Source organism: Ruminococcus flavefaciens 007c, assembly GCF_000571935.1.
Lineage (GTDB): Bacteria > Bacillota > Clostridia > Oscillospirales > Ruminococcaceae > Ruminococcus > Ruminococcus flavefaciens_F.
In genome coordinates this window covers 182,936-202,619 of the sequence record NZ_ATAX01000025.1, presented here as the reverse complement: position 1 = coordinate 202,619, position 19,684 = coordinate 182,936, and the positions used below count along the sequence as shown (strand labels likewise).

Genomic DNA, 19,684 nt, shown 5'->3' with positions numbered 1-19,684 from the left:
ATGAAATATAAAGGAAAAGAGGTAGGAAAATGAACGGACTGAAAAGACTTTTTGCCTCCGCAGGAGCGGCTGTGCTGGCATTTTCGGCTTGTCCCGTTACTGCTCTTGCGGCTGTTACTGCCGGCTATGCCGATGAGTACGGCGATGTCATCAGCGGTGCCGATTATACCATTATGGTGCGGCTAAGCGGCAAGTACATAACGGCAGCAAGCGACGGAAATGTCCAGCAGTGGGAGAAGCTGGGAAATGATTCGCAGATATGGCATATCGAGAGTGCAGGGAACGGAAAATGCTGCATACTCTCGGGCGCTGACAGGCGAATGGCTCTGACTATTGAGAACGGTGACTCGACAAACGGCAACAACATATACCTGTCGGAATACAGAGATACAGCGGCTCAGCATTTCATTCTCCACCGTACTGATGACGCATACTACATTACAGGCGAATGTTCGGGAAATGCAGCCCTTGATGTATACGACATCAGCTACGACAACGGTGCCAATATAGATCAGTGGGACTACTGGGCAGGCGAAGGACAGAAGTTCTATATCCGTCCTGTGGGCGGCGAGTTCAGGCTTTTACGCGGAGACCTGAACTTCGACGGAAGTGTTGATATTTTCGACCGTATCATCATGCAGCGCGGACTTGTTTCGGGCTTTGATGATACTATGTCGACTGTGGCGGATATGGACGGTAATAAGTCCGTCAACGTATCAGATATGGTGCTTCTGTCGCAGTTCCTTCTGGGCAATGCTGCCAATATTGAAACATACAGCACTATATCGACCGAAAAGCCCGATGTAGCCTATCTGTTCGCTTACTTCCTGGGAAATTCTCCCGAGCAGGAGAGACTTTCCTATGCTGTCAGCACCGACGGTTATAACTTCAAGGCCCTCAACGGCGGAAGGGCTGTATGGCAGTCAAGTGTGGGTACAAAGTGCCTCAGAGACCCATATATCTTCAAGGGTGAGGACGGCCTTTACTATATGCTTGCAACGGATATGAAGTCCTCTCTCGGCTGGAACAGCAACAGGAATCTGCTAAGTGCAAAGTCCACGGATCTTGTACATTGGTTCGACGAGACAAGCATAGAAATAGCAAATAAATATCCTCTTATGAAGGGAGCCGACCGTGCATGGGCGCCTCAGGCTATATATGATCCCGAGAAAGGCTCTTACATGATATACTTTGCGGCGAGAGTTCCTGACCGTGATAACAGAACTATCATGTATTACGCCTACAGCAGGGATATGAAAAAGCTCGATACCGAGCCTCAGCTCCTCTTTGCTCCGAAGAACGGAAATGACGCCATAGATTCTGATATAATCTATCAGAAGGGCAAGTATTATATGTACTATAAGAACGAGACCAATAAGCGTATCTACCTTGCAACTGCCGACCATGCAAGCGGCCCGTACAGTGAGATAAAGCAGGTCTCTGAGGGAAATCTTGGCGTTGAAGGTCCTAATATCTATAATCTCATAGGTACGGACAAGTGGCTGATGATGTCTGACGCTTACGGTGACGGATACTACGTTATGCAGGAAACAACTGATCTTGAAAATTTCAGGACTGTCAGCAGGAGCAGCTACAGCTTCAACTTTACGCCTCGTCACGGTTATGTTATACCCATAAACGGAGATCAGTATACGGCACTGATAAACGCTTATCCCTCAGAAGGTCTTACAACGCTGAATACAGGCATAGCGCCTGTGGAGGTGAATGTTGCTGTCGGCGGCACTGCCGAGATGTCCTCTGTGGTAAAAGCACTGTATTCAGACGGCGGAAGATGTGAAATGAGCGTTGAATGGGATCAGTCGGATATTGCAAGGGTAGATACCTCAAAGGCGGGAGTTTACAATGTAAGCGGCAGGCTTAAGTCAAGCTCGGAGCTTTATCCCGATCCTTTCATAAAGGAAAGAGCTGATCCGTATATAGTTGACGGAGGCGACGGATACTACTATTTTACAGCCTCCTATCCAGCTTACGGAAGTGTTGACAAAGGCTATGACAGGATCATTCTCAGACGCAGCAGAACTGTCGGTGGTCTTGCCTCAGCAGAGGAAAAGACTATCTGGAAGGCTCATTCCGACGGCATACTTTCGAAGCACATATGGGCTCCCGAGATGCACTATATCGGCGGAAAATGGTATATGTTCTTTGCGGCGGGCGCCAGCGACAATATATGGGCTATTCGTCCCTATGTACTGAGGTGCGACGGCGATCCCTATACGGGAAGCTGGACAGAGTGCGGACAGATGCAGGCTTCGGCAGGAGACAGCGATTCATTTCGCAATTTTTCCCTTGATATGACTTATTTCGAGAACAACGGTAAGCATTATGTGATCTGGGCGGAGATAAAAGGGGATTCTTCGCTGTTTATGGCGGAGATTGATCCTGCTGAGCCCTGGAAGCTTATAAATAAGCCCATACTCCTTACAAAACCAGAGTTTGACTGGGAGCTGGTCAATAACCGCGTGAATGAGGGCGCAGCTGTCTTAAAGACAGATAAGAAGGTATATGTTTTCTTCTCTGCTTCAGGTACAGGTTCCGAGTACTGCGTGGGCAGACTGGAAGCGGATATTGATTCCGATCTCATGGATACAAAGAGCTGGAAGAAGACCGGAAGACCTGTGCTTTCAACTGCCGATGTAAATGGCTGTGCCGGCCCCGGACACAACAGCTTTGTAAGAGATGAAAAGGGCAATCTCCTGATAGTTTATCATGCCCGTCCCGATTCTCATTCTTCCCAGACCTGCGGCACCTACAATAAGGATCCGCTTTATGATCCTTGCAGACATACTCGTTTAAAGCGTGTTGTGTTCGATGGAAGCGGTACTCCCGTAATTAATCTGAGCGATGATGCGGAGCTGGCTTCACAGAATAAGAGTATAACAGCCAGAGTTATTGTAGGCTGAGTTTTATCACCCCTTTCATAACAGGGGCAAAAATGGTAAGAATTCAATGAAAAACCATTGAATTTCTGAAAAATTCTCCTGAGTTTCTATGTTGTGCACAAATCATCAAGGTTTGATTTGTACGGAATAACGGATAACAGTAAGCTCCCCGAAGCGGTATCTGATCGCCTTGGGGAGCTTGTTATATTATGTCATGTTTTCTTTTTGTCTTCTGCTGTTATGCTTTTATCAGAAGTCTGCGAAGGAGTATCAGGTCATATATGTCTATTATCCGATCCTCGCAGAGGTCTGCTGCTTCTGTTTTTTCAATTATTCCTGCGCCGAGAAGGAACTGCTGGAGCGCCACCAGATCCGCAACATTGACGCTGCCGTCATTATTGACGTCGCCTGATAATACCTGCGGCTCAGGCTCGGTGACTGTTGTGGGTTCTGTAGGCTGCTGCGGCTTGAAGCCTGATATTTCGTTAAGGTTCTTCTTCAGCTCCTGATCAGCCATGCGGCAGTTGTCACGGTCGTAGTGTCCGCCGGGAGTTGACCAGAGTACAGGGCAGAGCTGACGCTCATAGGCCGCCCTGCATACCGATGTGAGGAAAAGTCTTACCGAGTCGGGCTCCTTTCCCTTGGTAGGACATCCGTATTCGCCGATGATCACGGGTATGCCCTTGTCGATATATCCGTTCTTCATCATGTCCATATTGCTGTTGAGCTCTCTGAAGTCCTCATCGGTTCCCCATGTGGAACGTGTCTTTGCCCATTCTGCGTCCTCGTCTTCAAGAATGGCAAATCCCGGAGGAGAATAATAATGTACGGACACCGCCATGCGTCCCGCAGGATCATCAGGCATTTTGAACAGGGGATCGCAGGTACGGTCAAAGCCTGTATTATAGCCTGAAATGAGCAGATGACGCTTTGGATTGTTGCCGCCCGAGCTGCGGACTACGTCAACAAATTTCTGGTTTATCTCGTTTACAAGTGCGTAGGACTCGGCTTTACCTTCGGTTCCACCCCAGGGATTCCATACCTTTTCCCAGCCGAGCTCTTCATTCTGAGACTCGAACATTAGATAATCGCTGTAATCCTTGAAGCTGTCTGCTATCTGCGTCCACATAGTCTCGTAACGGCGCATACACTCGTCCTTGTTGTCGGGAAATGAGTTTACCCAGCCGCCGTCCCAGTGGATATTGATTATGCAGTACATCTTTGCGCAGATTATCCAGTCCACTATCTCGTGTACTCTTGCGTCGTATTCGGGACTGATCTTATAGCCCTCGCCTATAAGATTGGACCATGCAACAGGTACGCGGACTACACCAAAGCCTTCGTCAGCCATGCCTTGTATCATCTGCTGTGTGATAACGGGGCTTCCCCAGGCTGTCTCGTAATCCTGAGGGGAGAGCACGCCGTCTCCCCACTGCCGGTCAACATCAGCTATCCAGTCGCCGCAGGCTTCCAAAGTGTTTCCGAGATTGATACCTATCCCCATGTCCTTGACAAGCTCCATTGTCGTTATTTCGCGCATTGCCGTATCTGCGGCGGCAGAACGGCTGTCTGTCCGAGGAAAGCTCCCCAGAAAAGAGGCTGAAATAACTACAGAGAGAGCTGTGCTGATTATCTGTTTGTGCATATTTTTTCCTCCATTTCAATTATCCTGAAATGAACTGTTACCCAAATACATTATAGCACTCCCAGCACAAAAGTACAACATAATTTTGACATATTTGGTGTAAAAACTGCAGAAAAATATTATAATTGTAATGCGATACACAGAATACCTGCTTTAACCATAAAAATGGTGCAGCGTGAACTGCACCATAGTTTTATTATTCGAATTTATCAGTCAGTCCTATTAAGAAGCGCTGTATCTCTACTGCGTCATCTCCTGTAAGTCCGTCCCTGCCACCCTGTACATCACCGTTTATGCGGCCCTGATGAGTAAGATGATTGCTGTCGGTACCGTTCTCGCCGTACTTGTTTGGATTGGAGAGTGCCTGCATAATCAGTATTGCATCGCTGAGGTCAACGTTATTGTCGCAGTTTGTATCGCCGCGGAGCTCGGAATATTTTGTGAGGTTCTCATCTCCGACGCCGACTATATCAGCGATCTTTACCATGGAGCGTACTCCTTCTGCGTTTGTCAGCTGTACGGAATAGGTGCCTGTACAGGAGCTGTCGGGAGAAATAATCGTGTATTCGCGGCGGTCTGCTCCATCTATTGGACTGCCGTTAAGATACCAGAGGTACTGCATATCGTTTTTCGGGACTGATACCGACAGAGTAAAAGGAGCATTTTCGGGGATACGTATGCTGTGAGGAGCGGAATAAACCGTAAGCTCCGAGGGAATGTGAACGTTTTTCGATGTCATATCGCCAAGAAGCTTCCAGCTGTCGCTGCTGTCCTGAAGGAAGACGCGCAGGGATTCTATATTTTCACTCGGCCTGAGGCCGAGTACTTCAAATGGGACTCTGAACTCGACGATTCCATTGCTCCATTCGCAGCGGCAGCCTGCATAGGAATCACGATTGAAGTAAACATAGCCGTTTGAGGCGTAATACAGCCAGCTTCGCTCGCCGCCGCTGTACCATTCAAGATTATATACGGGAGCAGCTGCATCGTTCGGCAGCTTTGCCATCACATAAAGAGCTTCTTCATCGGCTTTTACGGAGAGGGTTTGTTCGCCTTTGGTAAGGATAAGGTCTTTTTCCTGCCATTCACGTGGAGTTGAAAGCTTTCCGTCCGTTACTGTTGAACTGTCAAGGGTGTAGGGACGGGTATAGGGCTCATAGTTCATACACGGTGATATGGAGTAAAAACCGTTTTCTGTGCCTACTGTATGCGCATCCGTAATTTTTATCCTGCCAAGATAATTTGCTCCGAGCTGTGAGTTCCATACTCCCTCATTGGCAAATCTTATGCCGTATCTCGGAAGTATCTGTTCGGTACCTTCTTTTTTTGTGTCAAACAGAGAAGCCAGCGGCGAGAGGCGGAGATATATGTTCCATTCACCCGTGTCAATGCAGTCGGGGATATGAAGCTGAAGAACGCAGCTGATCCTATCCTGTGACTGCTTGTCATTATCTTTGAATCTGACGGGAGCAGCATAGATAACTCCGTCCTTTTCGAGGATAATATGAGCTGCGGTATCAAATACAGGATCTGCAAAGCCCGTATTTTCAAGATCAAATTTAAGAGTAAGCGTACCGCCCTGTTCGCTCCCGGCGGTGTTTTCAGCCTTTCGTATAACGTATCGATAACCGATATGATCGCGTATGAAGCGGAAAACAGTCTGCCCGTAGTAGGCTGTGTTGTCTTTATTGCCTGTATCGTATTCCTTGCCGAAGATGTAGTCATTGTAGAGGGGGAAGATATTCCCGTTTATATAGCTGAGACGTGTCTTGTACATCTCGGGGATCGCGTTCTCGGGAAGATAGGTATCGAATTGCGTGGCATATTCTATATTCCCGGAGAATTCTCCGCCGAAATAGGTGTGCTGCGTAACCATGTTCAGCCAGTTTGTCTCGGCCGTTCTGTCTGCGTATGTCCCGAGATCACTGCTGCTGCCCATATAACCGTCGTTGTACAGGCCTACGCGGTCAAACTCGGGGATATATACGTTTTTCTCTTCTGTATCCGATGAAAGTGAGCCGTTATTTGGGGTATAGTATCTTGGATCATCAAGCTCGGAACGGTCGATTCCAAGAAATTTTGCAAATGTATCAGGTGTCCTTACCGTTACAGGGGTGGGGGCGGGAACAGCTTTGAGCATTGCTTCGAGGAGCTTTGCCTTGTATTCAACTGTGGTATACTTTCCGCCGTGCTGCTCGCCCCATTTGCCTACGAAGCCGCTTTCCACAAAGGCAAGTATATCGCGGTTGTCGTACAGCAGTCGGCTGTCCTGTATCTGTCTGATGTGGTCAAGTACCTTATCAAAGGTGGCAGGTTCGGGATCTGCCTTGCCTTCTGCGTCATAGCGGAAGCGTACTGCTACCATGCAGCCGTTTTTGCGGCAGTTGCGGAAGGTCGCCCTCCATGCGTCAAAAAATGTATCGTCAAGATCATAGTCTGTTCCTTCGGTATATGTTCCGTCTTCATCGGTCGTGCCGTTAACTCCCGAGGAGAAGGCACCTATGTCAATGAAAAAAAGAACGAGGCTTCCTGTGGGGGAGTATACCCTGGTATCTCCGGGCCTGCATAATGCCCATACGGTAGTTGTATAGCCGGCGCCTGGATTCTGTATTGTCTCCACTGTTTCTGTATAATTTATTCCGCTGTCGGTCATATTCTCAGATGAATGGGCACGTATATGCGGGGGAGCTGATGTGAGCATCAATGCTGCGGAGGCAATAAGCGAAAAAAGCTTTTTCATAAATACTCCTTTCTCTGAAAAAAGGCGCTTTCAGAAAGAAAGCGCCCGTTTATCATGCGATCATATATTCTTCCGAGATCTTCAGCTCTCCTGCGGAGATCTTCTCCCTGAGCGTTTCCAGGGGGACAGGCTTGCTGAAAAGGTATCCCTGCACCCTGTCGCAGCCGATATTTTCGAGAAATTCAAATTGTTCCTTCGTTTCTACGCCTTCTGTGAGCGAAAGCATACTTAGCTGTTTTGAAAGGTTTACTATATTTTCGAGTATGGGACGAGCCTTTTCGTTGCTGCTGAAGTCTGTGAGGAATTTCATGTCGATTTTCAGTACGTCAAAATGATAGTCCTTTAATACATTAAGTGACGAGTAACCGCTTCCGAAATCATCCAGCCATACCTTATAGCCGAAGCTGCGGAGGTTCTTTATTGCATTTGGCAGGAAGTCCTGCTGATCTGTGAGGGCGCTTTCGGTGATCTCTATGTCGATGAATTGTTTTGGAACATCATATTTTTCCACTGTCTCGCACAGGTATCCTACAATGTCACAGAGCTCAAAATCAAGTCTTGAAAAATTGAGAGATACAGGCGGGAATGGCAGCTTATTGTCTATGGATCTCCTGTAATCGCGGCATACCTCTTCGATAATATATTTATCCAGCTTATAGATCTGGCGGTATTCTTCGAGGATCTCGATAAAGGAGCCGGGGGATAGGAGTCCGTAATTGGGATCCTGCCATCTTGCCAGAGCTTCAAGGCCGCATATGCACCCTGTTTTCGAGGATACCACAGGCTGGTAGTACACCTTTATATAGCCGTTTTCAATGGCTGTATCAATATTATTTACTATGTAGTGCTTCAGCTGGAACTTGTCCTCAAGGGACTTATCGTAAAGCCGAAGAGTACGGTCATAATGCTTCTTTATGCTGTTGCAGGCGAATCGCGCACGGTCACAGGCGAGGCTTATGTCGGCTTCGTCGCCTATGGGTTTGTATGCGCCGCATTTCAGTTCAAGATGCACCTCCCTCTGGAGCTTTTTTATCTCGCCGGACAGATAGCCGATAGTGTTCTTTACGCCGTCTATGCGTGTAAGAACTACAAAATGGTCGTCGGAAAAACGTGAGACAAGGGAGCCTTTGAAGGAATCGTCTATCATATGGGCTGCTTTTATCAGCAGCTCATTGCCTTCATGAAATCCGTACTTTTCGTTGTAGGATTTGAAGTTTTCTATGTCGAAAAAGAGAAATATGATATTTTCTCTGTCTGTGGTGACATAGTTCAGAAGCTTTTCAGCCTCTGTGCGGAAGAAAACCATATTATGTATACCTGTGAGCTCGTCCTCTATGGAGATCTTGGAAAGATAGGTGTTTATCTCTTCAAGATGCTCGTCCTTCAGAGCCTGAGACCTTATACCGTTGTAATTGGCGATACAGACCATCATGGTCGAAATCCACATTATGAAGAAGTTGATCTGTGTGGCAACGGTGGTGCCGACCTCTCCCGTATTTACAGCTACCATCTCGTTTATCCTTAAGTAGAAATAGAGATACGAAACAGAGGATATAAGAAAGGCGATATAAGGCTTCCATATAAGCAGACAGGTAGCAAAAAGCTGCATGGAAAGGAAGGTGAGTATCTGCTCGCCCTTGGAATAGTCATTCAGTGAGATCTTTACTCCGAAGTAGATACATACGAAGGTGAATATCCATTTTATCACGGTACCGATGGATTTGTTCGTAGTTTTGCCCTTTACATACCTCACTGCAAACAGCAGCATTATGACACCTGTAAAGGTGAGTATGATGTAATTTGAGTAATACTTCTCAAAAAGCTGCCAGAACTGCGTCTGAAGATGTTCATCGAATATCTTGTATGTCAGGCGCAGTATCATCCATATCTCGAGGACGATTATCACTATCGACATATAAATGCTCGCTCGTATATTTGAGTTAAAGAAATAATCCCGGAGATACTTACTCTGTTTTTCGAAGCCTAATCCTTTCAGAATAGTTCTCATATCGGTCCCCCCTGAAACAAAAAAGAAAATTTTATTTCAGCTTATTATAACACAATAACCGTAAATTGTCAATAGTACACAATTAAATATAGCACAATTTAACATAAAATTCATACTGAAAACAAAAAATTAAACTTGAAACTTTCTATGTTATATGTTATAATAGATATAACAAGGGGGGAGTTCATGAAAAGATCGGCGCTCAGGAATATTTCAGCAGATATCAGGACTGCACTGGCAGAATTTTTCGGCAGTCCCTATTCACCGTGTGCCTTTGAGGCGTTCCTGCGCGGTGCTGCTCTGGAATATATGGCTGAAAACAGCCTTTTGCTTCCGAATGACACGCTTTGTCTGCATGAACTTTTTCCACAGATATTTATAACAGACGACGGTGATCCCGTGACGGAATGTGCCGTAATAAAAGTCCGCAGCTGTCTCCGTGATATTCCTTCCGAGCTTTGGGAAGGCAACATTCAGCTCATCGGTCAGCTGTATCAGTACTATAATAGTGAACGCAAGAACGAAGCTCTCAGCGGACTGAAGAAGAACAAAAAAGTTGACGCTGACAGTCTTCCTGCTGCCACGCAGATCTTCACTCCCGAATGGATAGTGAGGTATATGACAGAAAATACGCTTGGCAGGATCTTTTCGGAAGGCTGCGGATACGATATACCGGGAATGGATTATCATATTTCTTTCGTTCACCCTGCTTTGAAGAGAGAAACAGAAGAGATCACTCTGCTCGATCCCTGCGTCGGCAGCGGCAATATCCTGGCCTATGCCTTTGATATTTTCATGAAGGTGTATCTTGCCAAGGGAGTCTCTGTTGAAAAGGCTGCGGAGCAGGTGCTTGCAAGGCATATTTTCGGCCTTGATATTGACAGCTGTGTTTGCAGGATAGCTCGTTTTGTTCTTATTATGAAGGCTGCACAGTACCATAAGGACATAATTTACAGCGGAATATCGCCTCAGATATACGATACGGAGGGTATTTCCTGCGGGGAGAACAGTTTCTCACGGCAGTTTTCGGACAGTGAGATCTTCGGAAGTTTGATACGTCCATATATCCCTCCCGAAGAAGGTAGCACAAAGGCTGCTGCCGTATATCGGCTCCTTACAAGGCGATACAGCGCGGTTGTGACCAATCCTCCCTATATGTCTTCAGCAAATATGAACAGCCGTCTGCTTTCGTTTATCAAGGAGAATTATCCCGAACAGCGTGCAGATCTGTTCTCGGCATTTATACAGCGCTGCTGCGAGCTGACGGAGGATGGCGGATATATGGGTTTCTTCACGCCTTATGTGTGGATGTTCATACAGAGCTATGAAAAGCTGAGACGTATGCTTTTTAACGAAAAAACTCCTGAAACACTGATACAGCTTGAATACTCCGCTTTTGACGAAGCTACTGTTCCGGTGTGCGCATTCACGCTGAGAAACGGGAAATATGACGCAAAAGGCATATATATCCGCCTGACGGATTTCCGCGGCGGTCTTGAGGTACAGAGACAAAAGCTGCTTGAGGCCATCGCCGACAGAAACTGCGGTTACGTATATGAGGCGAGTGCTGATGATTTCGGCAAGATACCTCATTCTCCCGCCGCATACTGGATAAGTGACAGAGTAAGGGAGATTTATGATAAATATCCAGCTCTCGGGAGCATATCAGCTCCGAGAAAAGGCAATTCAACATCTGATAACGGCAGATTTCTAAGATTGTGGTATGAAGTCGATATGGCTCATATTAACATAGGCAGCCGATGCATCGTAAGGGAAAAAACGCTGGAAAAGCGCTGGTTCCCGTACAATAAGGGCGGCGGATATCGTAAATGGTATGGCTTTGATGATTATATCATTGACTGGTATGATGACGCTGCAGAGATCAGGGCAGTGCCTACGGCTGTTATAGCAAATTACCGCTACTTCACAAAGGAGGGACTTACATGGTCAACGCTCACCAGCGGAAGATTCAGCATAAGGCAGTTCGGAGAAGGCTATATCTTCGATAACGGCGGCTGCTGTATCTTTGAACTGGGTGAGAAGAAATGGTTTATATGCGGACTATTGAATTCCAAGGTCTTTGCTTATATATTCGGTCAGTTAAATCCTACGCTGAATTTCCAGTCGGGAGAGGTGGCTAAATTTCCTGTTGTCTTTGAGCCTTCGCAGGAGGCTGACAGACTGGTGGAGGAATGTATTGCCATATCAAAGGCTGAATATGATTCTTTTGAAACGAGCAGGGGGTTCAGACGGCATCCGCTTATATGAAAGGAGGAGCTTATGTCAGACAAGAACAAACTTACGGCTACATTCATAGCTCTGATAGCTATGATTGTCGTCATTGGAGGCGTAATGATGCTTTCAAACGGTCTTAATGCCAACAACAACGGGCAGGGAGGTCCTGCAGCCGGTGTAAGCAGAGTTACTACAGGTGGTCCATCAACGACAAAAGCGGGGACAACAGGTGAAGCGTCACAGAATGGTACAACAAAAGAAAATGCTGCAAATACAGCCACTACCGAGACGGTTGCAACAGAGGCTGTTACGGAAGCTCTGGACAGCATTGAGCAGCGCATAAATGATATGTCTCTCCACGAGAAGGTATGTCAGCTTTTCATCGTAACTCCGGAGGGACTTACAAAGGGAGGCAACTATACTGCGGCAAATGAGACGACTAAAGCAAGTCTTAAGGAATACCCTGTTGGCGGAATAGTTTATTTCTCAAAGAATATCGAGTCGGCAGATGCAATATCTGAAATGATTTCGAATACGTCGGAATATGCGGCTGAAGAGGGCATGATCCCGCTGTTCTATTCTGTTGACGAGGAAGGCGGTACAGTTGCAAGATGTGCTGAAAAGGCTGGCACAACGTCCTTCTCGCCCATGTATGACTATAAGTCGGAAGGCGAAAAGACTGCATACGATAATGCTAAGCAGATAGCGACTGATATTTCCGGACTCGGCTTCAACCTCGATTTTGCACCGGTTGCTGATACCTGGTCGAATCCTGCAAATACTGTTATCGGCAAGCGTGCGTACAGCGATGATTTCCACGAAGCGGCAACTCTTTCGTCTTCAGCAGTAAAGGGCTTCCAGGACGGCGGAGTATTCTGTACTCTGAAGCATTTCCCGGGACACGGCAATACTTCCGGAGACTCCCATTACGGAGTTGTTTATTCCGATAAAAACATTGCACAGCTTCTTTCAGCTGAATTCCTTGCTTTCCGCAGCGGTATTGATGCAGGTGCGGATATGGTCATGGTTGGTCATATCACCATGAACGGTGTGGACAGGCTTCCTGCTTCTATATCACGTATCATGATTACCAGTGAGCTGAGAAGCAGACTGGGTTTTGACGGAGTTATTATAACCGACTCGCTTTCAATGAAGGCTGTTGCGGATAATTATTCAAGCGGTGAGCTTGCGGTTCGTGTGCTTGAAGCAGGCGGAGATATGCTTCTTATGCCTGCTGATCTTGGTGCAGCTGCAACAGGAGTCGAAGCGGCTGTAGCCGAAGGAAGACTTTCCGAGGAACGCATAGACGAGAGCGTTTATCGCATACTCGAGCTCAAATCCAAGAAAATGGACATAACAAATAAATAAAGCTGTAAAAAACACCCGAAAGAGATCGATAACCGAATCTTTCGGGTGTTGCTTTTTATATGACGTACAGTTGTTCAGCTGTTTGTGTTTTCGGAAGGACTGTCAGAGACACCGCGTTCAAGCTCTACGGTAAGTCTGCGCCAGTCATTGGCTGCAAGCTCATAGGCCTTGTTGAAGTATTTATTTGCCTTTTCTGCGGAGCCCATGAGCTTCAGGCAGCGGGCTTTGTCAAGACTTACGCCGAATTCAAGAGCTTCGTTTGATTCGTACTTTTTCAGGAGTTCAAGAGCACTGCTGTACTGATCGTGTACTAGAAGTGACTCAAAATATGCAGTATCAATGAAATAATCCGTTACCTCGTCTTTTCCGCGCATTCTGCCGAAGTATTTTTCTCCCTTGCGGACCCAGTGCTCGGTTGCTTCTTTGTCTCTTCTTGCCGAGAAGAGCTGTATCCAGAGTACATGGAGCATTATTATATTCTGCAGGGGCTTGATATTTGAAGTTGCCTGAACTGCTTTTGCCATTTTATCATAGTCGGCTGTATCAAGGTGCTTTTCGGCTTCAGCATATCTGTGAAGGGAGATATAAGCCTCTCCGAGGAACATTGAATACTGATCCACTAGCATTTCGTTCTTTTCTCTGTCCTGCATACAGATCTCAAGCTGCTTTTCCATATCGCTTATGTTGCGCTGGGAATAGCCTTCGCTGGCGATGCTCATTATAATGGTGCGGTATGCTCTGAAGTTCTTGTTCATACGGGGAGCAACGAGGAAATAAAGGATGACATTCACCACCACTGAAGCAGCTGCTGCAAATATGAGTCTGAATGTCAGCGAGCCTCCGCTGTTCCTGTCTGAAAGAGCAGTAAAAGCGTCGATCAGCGTCAGCAGCAGGAATATTATAATAAAAAGAGTTGCCCAGCGCAAAAAAAATGAAATAGCTATGCCTTTAAGCTTGTTGTTTGATGTATTTTTCATAGCTGATCACGCTTCAGATTAAAGAAGCCCTTTCATTGGATTTATAAATTCTATAACGTACAGAGGCTCCGAATTCCTTTCGGAGCCTCTGACGAATTTGAAAAGAGGTTATTATATAAGTAATTTTCTCATAAAGATAAGATCAAATATATCTGCAACACCATCACCATTGCAGTCGCAGGAATACTTCATTCCGCGCTTGCCGAGGAGGAATTGCTGACAGTATACCAGATCAGCAACATTTACTTTTCCGTCATGGTTAAGGTCGCCTACGGCATATTGAGGTTCGCTCGTGGTCGATGTAGTGGTAGTAGTCGAGGTTGAAGTGGTAGAAGTTGTTGTTGGCTTTGTTGTTGTAGTTGAGGTAGTAGTAGAAGTGGTTGTCTTTGAAGTGGTCGAGGTCGTGGAAGTAGTAGTTGATGTGGTAGTAGTAGTTGTTGTTGTCGAAGTAGTGGTGGTCGTTGTGGTTGTAGTTGTGGTCTTTGATGTTGTTGAAGTGGTAGTAGTTGTAGTTGTTGTCGTTGTCGTTGATGTAGTGGTCGAAGTTGTAGATGTGGTAGAGGAGGTGAGTACATAATTGCTTTCCGATAACTCGGGATACTCAAAATGGGTGATATTATAGTCGTTTTCAGGGGTATGATTGGTAAAGAAGGACTTTGAACCCTTCAGGAAGTAATCATACTTGACCTGACGTCCGTTTTCGCCGTCTATATCGTCCCATGTTACGTCAATTGCATACCACTTATCATCTTCCATCTTTACGTAGTTCCACATATGGCCTGCGTTTTCTTCCTTTATCAGGTTGCCGAAAACGCATATACAGGGAATGCCTAGCTTATCACATATGAGCTTGAAGGCTTCGGAATAGCCTTCGCAGACAACTCCGGGCTCGACCAATGCACCCAGTGCGGAATTGCTGAAACGTGCTCCGGTGTCGTAGTATGTAAAATATGATATATGATCATGTAATTTTTTCAGTTTTGCATAGCGTGTATCACCTGATACATCAAGACTTTCAACGGCATTATCAAGCTTTACGCCGTATTCCTTTGCTTCTTCCAGAGAAGAAAAGCCATTGAGATAAGCAGGAGTGATGACAAGTGAACGTATCTTGACAGTATAGGTGCTGGTCCAGTAGTTATAAGTGCTCGTAGAATCCTTGTCAAGCGAGATATTTATTCCCGAGGGTTCTACCCAGTAAAGCTCGGGACGGTCGAAGAGCGCAGCGTCTATACCCGGCTTGCAGTTTCCGAAGATAGCAAGCTGATAAGCTTCCATATCCTCGTCCGTGAAGCCTTCGGCAGTCGGCATAGAAGAAAGTTTTACGGTGATGGTCTCAGGCATTTTTACTGTTATGGGAGTAACAGTAGGTTCATTCAGTGCCTTGAATGCATTATACACCGCAGTATTGTTGCGGTCGAGCTGGTCCACGTAATTGAATGTGCCGCTGCTGTAATTTGAGAGTACAGCAGGCGATGACGGCAGCTCCATTGAAAGTTCGTCAATATCCCCGAGACAGAACTCAGTTTCAAACATATCGTCATTAGTATATTCTGTGTTGCTTGCAGCAGTTACTGAGCCAAGCCCTCCGCACAGAAAAAGTGCGGCTGATGTAATGAATGAAATTGTCGATGAGATTAATTTTTTCATACAGATACCTCCTAATTGAAGCAATTAATTCCCATCCCCTGAAATATTTCTGTATACTTATATTATATACAAAATATCCAGAAAAGTCAATAAAAAAACCGCTGTTTCATGAAAAATTAACATCGATAGTTTAGTACAAAATGCCATTCCTAATGGGAATACCGCTATATATAGGCGAATAGTGCCGAAAGCCACAAAAAAACAAGTTTTACAGTTGTATAATTTGTGATATTGTCTCTTGAAAATGTCCCTTTGCTGTGATATACTTTTATGTGGAGATTTTGTGCATTTTCTGCACTTAAAATATTTGAAAGGTGAGATACCGATAATGAATTTATCACAGATGACAAAAGATCAGATCGTTTCCTTCAAGAGTGAAAATGAAAAGCTCTATAACGATTTCAAAGGTCAGGGACTCTGCCTCAATATGGCCAGAGGCAATCCGTGCAAGGAGCAGCTTGAGCTGAGCGTTGATATGCTTGGTGTCTTTGATGACGGCAACTTCATGAGCAGCTGCGGTACCGATGTTCGTAATTACGGTATCGTTGATGGTATCCCTGAGGCTAAGAAGTTCTTTTCGGATATGATCGGTGTCGGTACTGAAGAGATCATTATTTTTGGTAATTCAAGCCTTAATGCTATGTTTTTTGCTGTACAGTGCGCATTCAACAAGGGTATCCTCGGAAGCAAGCCCTGGTCACAGTGTGAAAAGCGCAAGTTCCTATGTCCCGTTCCCGGATATGACAGACATTTCAAGGTAACAGAGTTTTTCGGCTTTGAGATGATAAATATCCCCATGACTCCTTCAGGCCCTGATATGGATATGATCGAGGAGCTTGTAAAGGACGAGGATGTAAAGGGTATATGGTGCGTGCCTCAGTATTCAAATCCCGACGGCATCTCTTACAGCGACGAGACAGTAAAGCGTTTCGCAGCTTTAAAGCCTGCTGCAAAGGATTTCCGTATCTTCTGGGATAACGCATATTGTATACATCATCTTACAGATGATCCGCACTGCATACTCAATATCCTTGATGAGGCTAAAAAGCTCGGAAATGAGGATATCGTTTACGTATTCGGTTCAACTTCAAAGGTTACATTCCCCGGTGCAGGCGTGGCTGTTATGGGTGCCAGCGTTGCAAATGTAGAGGAGCTCAGGAAGTATCTGGGTATCAGCATAATCGGCTATGATAAGATGAATCAGTTCCGTCATGTGAAGTTCTTCGGAACAATTGAGAATATGAAGGAGCATATGAAGAAGCATAAGGAAATTATCGCACCTAAGTTCAGACTGGTATGCGATGTTCTCAATAAGGAGATCGCTCCTCTCGGAATAGGCGAGTGGACAGATCCCGAGGGTGGTTACTTCATTTCCTTTAACGCTCCTGCGGGATGTGCAAAGAGAATAGTTCAGCTTTGCAAGGATGCAGGCGTAACCCTTACAGGTGCAGGTGCTACATTCCCTCACGGTGTTGATCCCGAGGACAAGAATATCAGGATCGCTCCTACATATCCTCCTATTGAGGATCTTGCAAAGGCTATGGAGCTCTTTGTTATCTGCGTTAAGATCGCAGCTGCAGAGAAGCTTCTCGGTGAATAATATACGTTTAACTGAAGCAGTATAAACTTATAAGCATAATAGACCGCAGTATTCTATGTACTGCGGTTTCTTATTGACAATATAAATACCGTGCTGTATAATTATCTCATAAAGCTCATGTAAGGGGAAATGGGGTCATGAATGAAGGCGTTTTAACAGCGGAAACAGCTGAAATTACTTTCTCGGCAGGTACTTTTGCGGGGTACTGGCTGACAGGGATATTGTATATGGTGCTTCCGATAGTGGCTTTTTTTACTATCGGAAGATATTCAAAAGCGAAGTATCTGCCGCTTATTGCAGGTATACTGGCATACTTCATATCAACCAAGCTGTGTGATCTTACGGTATGGCTGTTGTTATTTTCTGCGCCGTATGCCGTAAAGGTTGCAATTGCCACTGAGATAGTATGTTTTTTTGAGGAACCTGCGCGATGGCTTGCTATGAAGTATCCGGTCTCGAATATCATTACCCCTGCTGCGGCTGTATGCTACGGTATAGGTCATGCAGGAATTGAATGCTGGATGCGCGGAATAAGTACCTTCAGGATTATAGGCTACGGACAGGACCTTGAACGCTACGGGATTGAGCATTTTACTGATGGAAAAACAGCAGAAAACGCCGAAACGGTCATAAACAAGCTTCAAAAATACGCAGACACCGGACTTTTTATGGGTGTACTGAATACTCTGGATCTGATAGTTGCCTTTGGTTTCCATATTGCATTGTCAATGCTTATTTTCAGAAAAATGAAGGAACAGAATTTCCTGAAGCGCTGGCTTCCTCTGGCGGTGCTTCTTCACTATGTTATGAATGCATTGCCGGGACTTGTTTCTTTCAGCGGCAATATGTATCTTACAAGTATAACGTCAATAATTACAGGCTTGGGAATAATCGCTCTCATATACAGGCTTGCAGACGGAAGAGAATGTATAGACGGGATTTTGTTTCCTGATATAACAGAATGAACTCAACGTATTCAAAAAGCCCGAAAGCATCGATCAATGATAGCTTTCGGGCTTTTATAATTTTATTGCAGCAGTATTACTTCTTTTCCGCAAAAACTTCTCTGTCAATTACCCTGCGGTTTTCATCAAGGTCTATCTGGAGCACATTTCCTACATCGACATCTGCTCCGTAGTATGTGCCTTCAGCAGGTATCTGTATCTGCTTGGTCTCATATCCGAGAAGGAGAGGAAACCTCAGCGAGAGAAGATACATTGCAGGGCCTGACATATTGGTAGTTACATCAGGGATAACGTCAGACGCAAGATTTTTGAACATGGAAGGCTTGAATTGCTTGAGCTTTGCTATTATCAGTGACATTACACGGCGCTGACGCTGGGTGCGCTCAAAGTCGCTGTTTCCTACATATCTTATTCTCGAATAGGAGAGAGCCTGCTTGCCGTTGAGGTGCAGCATTCCGCCTCCGTTAAGGAGATCGGCGTTCCTGTCATCACCCATGAGCTCGTTGACCTCTGATATGAGGATAACGTTTATAGCTTCGGCTTCTTCGTCCGAGACCTGTATATCTATTCCGCCTACCGCGTCAACAACAGATACAAAGGAGGCAAAATCAACGGAAACATAATCGTCGATACGGACATCGAAATTGTATTCCAGCGTCTCCATGAGAAGGTCAGCGCCTCCGAAGGCATATGCGGCATTAAGCTTGTCCATGCCATGATTCGGGATATCAACATAGCAGTCGCGCATGAATGAGGTCATAATGATCTCGTTGGTCTTTCTGTTGAGTGAAACGAGTATCATTGAGTCAGAACGTCCGATCTCATCGGATGTTCTTCCGTCAGTACCTATAATAAGAACGCTGCGCACATGGCCTCTTCCAACGGAATCCGCATATCTGGTACGCGGTTTCGCGGGCTGCTTATTGACCTTTCTTATGAGCGATATTGATGTGCATGAATATATACCGAACAAAAGAAGGAAGAGTATCAGTATAATGTGTATTATCCTTCGGACTATCTTACCTAAGAGAGACTTGTGTCTGCGTTTCTTCTTCTTTTTGGGGGCTTCCTCCTGAGATACGGTAGCGGAAGGTTTTTTCCTGCCTGAGGGCTGCTGCTTCGGTCTTGGTGGCATAGCAGGTGGCGGTGGCGTGGAAGGAAAGCTTTCATCTGCATATCCTCCTGCTGATGGCGGAGGATTCCTGTTGTAGTCATAATAGCGTTCGTTGTTGTAATTGAATTGCTGCGGCGGGGGAGGAGCCGATGAGTGAGGAAACTGGGGAGGCTGTTCAGTATGCGGGAACTGAGGGGGCTGTGACTGCTGATTTGTCTTAAAATGAGAAGCAGGAGCAGACGACCTGTGCAGATCGTTATCTATAGACCAGCTGCTGTTGTGCTGGGGAGACTGCGGTCTGCTGCTCTGCTGAGGTGACTGCGGCCTGCGGCTGAGTTTTTTCAGCGGCGGGTTCTGCGGCCGGGCAGAGGGATAATCGTCAAGATCTCCCGGGATCAGCATGGTATCTTCATTGTCAGTGTTTTCTATGTTGTCTGACTCTCTGCCGTTATATCTGTGTGGCATATAAGAGCTCCTTTCTG

At 45.9% G+C, this 19,684-nt stretch carries 11 protein-coding genes; 5 read left to right on the top strand and 6 right to left on the bottom strand.

Annotation, left to right across the window (positions count from 1 at the left end; translation table 11 throughout):
- Positions 1-29 precede the first annotated feature (29 nt).
- A complete protein-coding gene (locus RF007C_RS09800; RefSeq protein WP_037299427.1) occupies positions 30-2,921 on the top strand; it encodes a family 43 glycosylhydrolase in 2,892 nt (963 codons plus the stop codon).
- Between the two features lie 217 nt (positions 2,922-3,138).
- Here RF007C_RS09800 and RF007C_RS09795 read toward each other — a convergent pair whose 3' ends face one another.
- From RF007C_RS09795 to RF007C_RS09785, 3 genes are all read right to left on the bottom strand, one after another.
- Positions 3,139-4,545 carry a cellulase family glycosylhydrolase gene (locus RF007C_RS09795; RefSeq protein WP_037299425.1) on the bottom strand — a complete coding sequence of 469 codons (1,407 nt, stop codon included), beginning with the start codon at positions 4,543-4,545 and terminating at the stop codon, positions 3,139-3,141.
- A gap of 196 nt (positions 4,546-4,741) precedes the next feature.
- On the bottom strand, positions 4,742-7,285 hold the full coding sequence (locus RF007C_RS09790; protein ID WP_037299424.1) for a DUF4832 domain-containing protein: 2,544 nt from the start codon (positions 7,283-7,285) through the stop codon (positions 4,742-4,744).
- Between the two features lie 52 nt (positions 7,286-7,337).
- Positions 7,338-9,293, bottom strand: coding sequence for a bifunctional diguanylate cyclase/phosphodiesterase (locus RF007C_RS09785; RefSeq protein WP_037299422.1), 1,956 nt, complete (start codon positions 9,291-9,293; stop codon positions 7,338-7,340).
- A gap of 186 nt (positions 9,294-9,479) precedes the next feature.
- On the opposite strand from RF007C_RS09785, the gene RF007C_RS09780 reads away from it, so the two are divergent.
- Together RF007C_RS09780 and RF007C_RS09775 are read left to right on the top strand one after the other, a co-directional pair.
- Complete coding sequence (locus RF007C_RS09780; RefSeq protein ID WP_037299421.1) at positions 9,480-11,561, top strand: SAM-dependent methyltransferase; 2,082 nt, start codon at positions 9,480-9,482, stop codon at positions 11,559-11,561.
- A gap of 12 nt (positions 11,562-11,573) precedes the next feature.
- Entirely contained in the window at positions 11,574-12,896 is a 1,323-nt protein-coding gene (locus tag RF007C_RS09775; protein ID WP_051456613.1) for a glycoside hydrolase family 3 protein, read from the top strand.
- 74 nt (positions 12,897-12,970) lie between these two features.
- On the opposite strand, the gene RF007C_RS09770 is transcribed toward RF007C_RS09775, so the two are convergent.
- Positions 12,971-13,873, bottom strand: a complete 903-nt coding sequence (locus tag RF007C_RS09770) for a hypothetical protein (protein ID WP_037299420.1) — start codon at positions 13,871-13,873, stop codon at positions 12,971-12,973.
- A 111-nt stretch (positions 13,874-13,984) separates the two neighbouring features.
- Positions 13,985-15,523: a dockerin type I repeat-containing protein gene (locus RF007C_RS16980; RefSeq protein ID WP_082316745.1), complete on the bottom strand. Its 1,539-nt coding sequence runs from the start codon at positions 15,521-15,523 to the stop codon at positions 13,985-13,987.
- Positions 15,524-15,851: 328 nt separating this feature from the next.
- On the opposite strand from RF007C_RS16980, the gene RF007C_RS09760 reads away from it, so the two are divergent.
- Together RF007C_RS09760 and RF007C_RS09755 are read left to right on the top strand one after the other, a co-directional pair.
- The gene (locus RF007C_RS09760) at positions 15,852-17,123 is read left to right on the top strand and encodes an aminotransferase class I/II-fold pyridoxal phosphate-dependent enzyme (protein WP_037299419.1); all 1,272 of its coding nucleotides are present in this window, start codon (positions 15,852-15,854) and stop codon (positions 17,121-17,123) included.
- A 137-nt stretch (positions 17,124-17,260) separates the two neighbouring features.
- The gene (locus tag RF007C_RS09755; RefSeq protein WP_037299418.1) at positions 17,261-18,088 is read left to right on the top strand and encodes a YhfC family glutamic-type intramembrane protease; all 828 of its coding nucleotides are present in this window, start codon (positions 17,261-17,263) and stop codon (positions 18,086-18,088) included.
- Between the two features lie 76 nt (positions 18,089-18,164).
- Here the strand turns inward: RF007C_RS09755 and RF007C_RS16520 are convergent, their stop codons facing one another.
- The gene (locus tag RF007C_RS16520; protein WP_051456612.1) at positions 18,165-19,667 is read right to left on the bottom strand and encodes an LCP family protein; all 1,503 of its coding nucleotides are present in this window, start codon (positions 19,665-19,667) and stop codon (positions 18,165-18,167) included.
- Positions 19,668-19,684 lie beyond the last annotated feature (17 nt).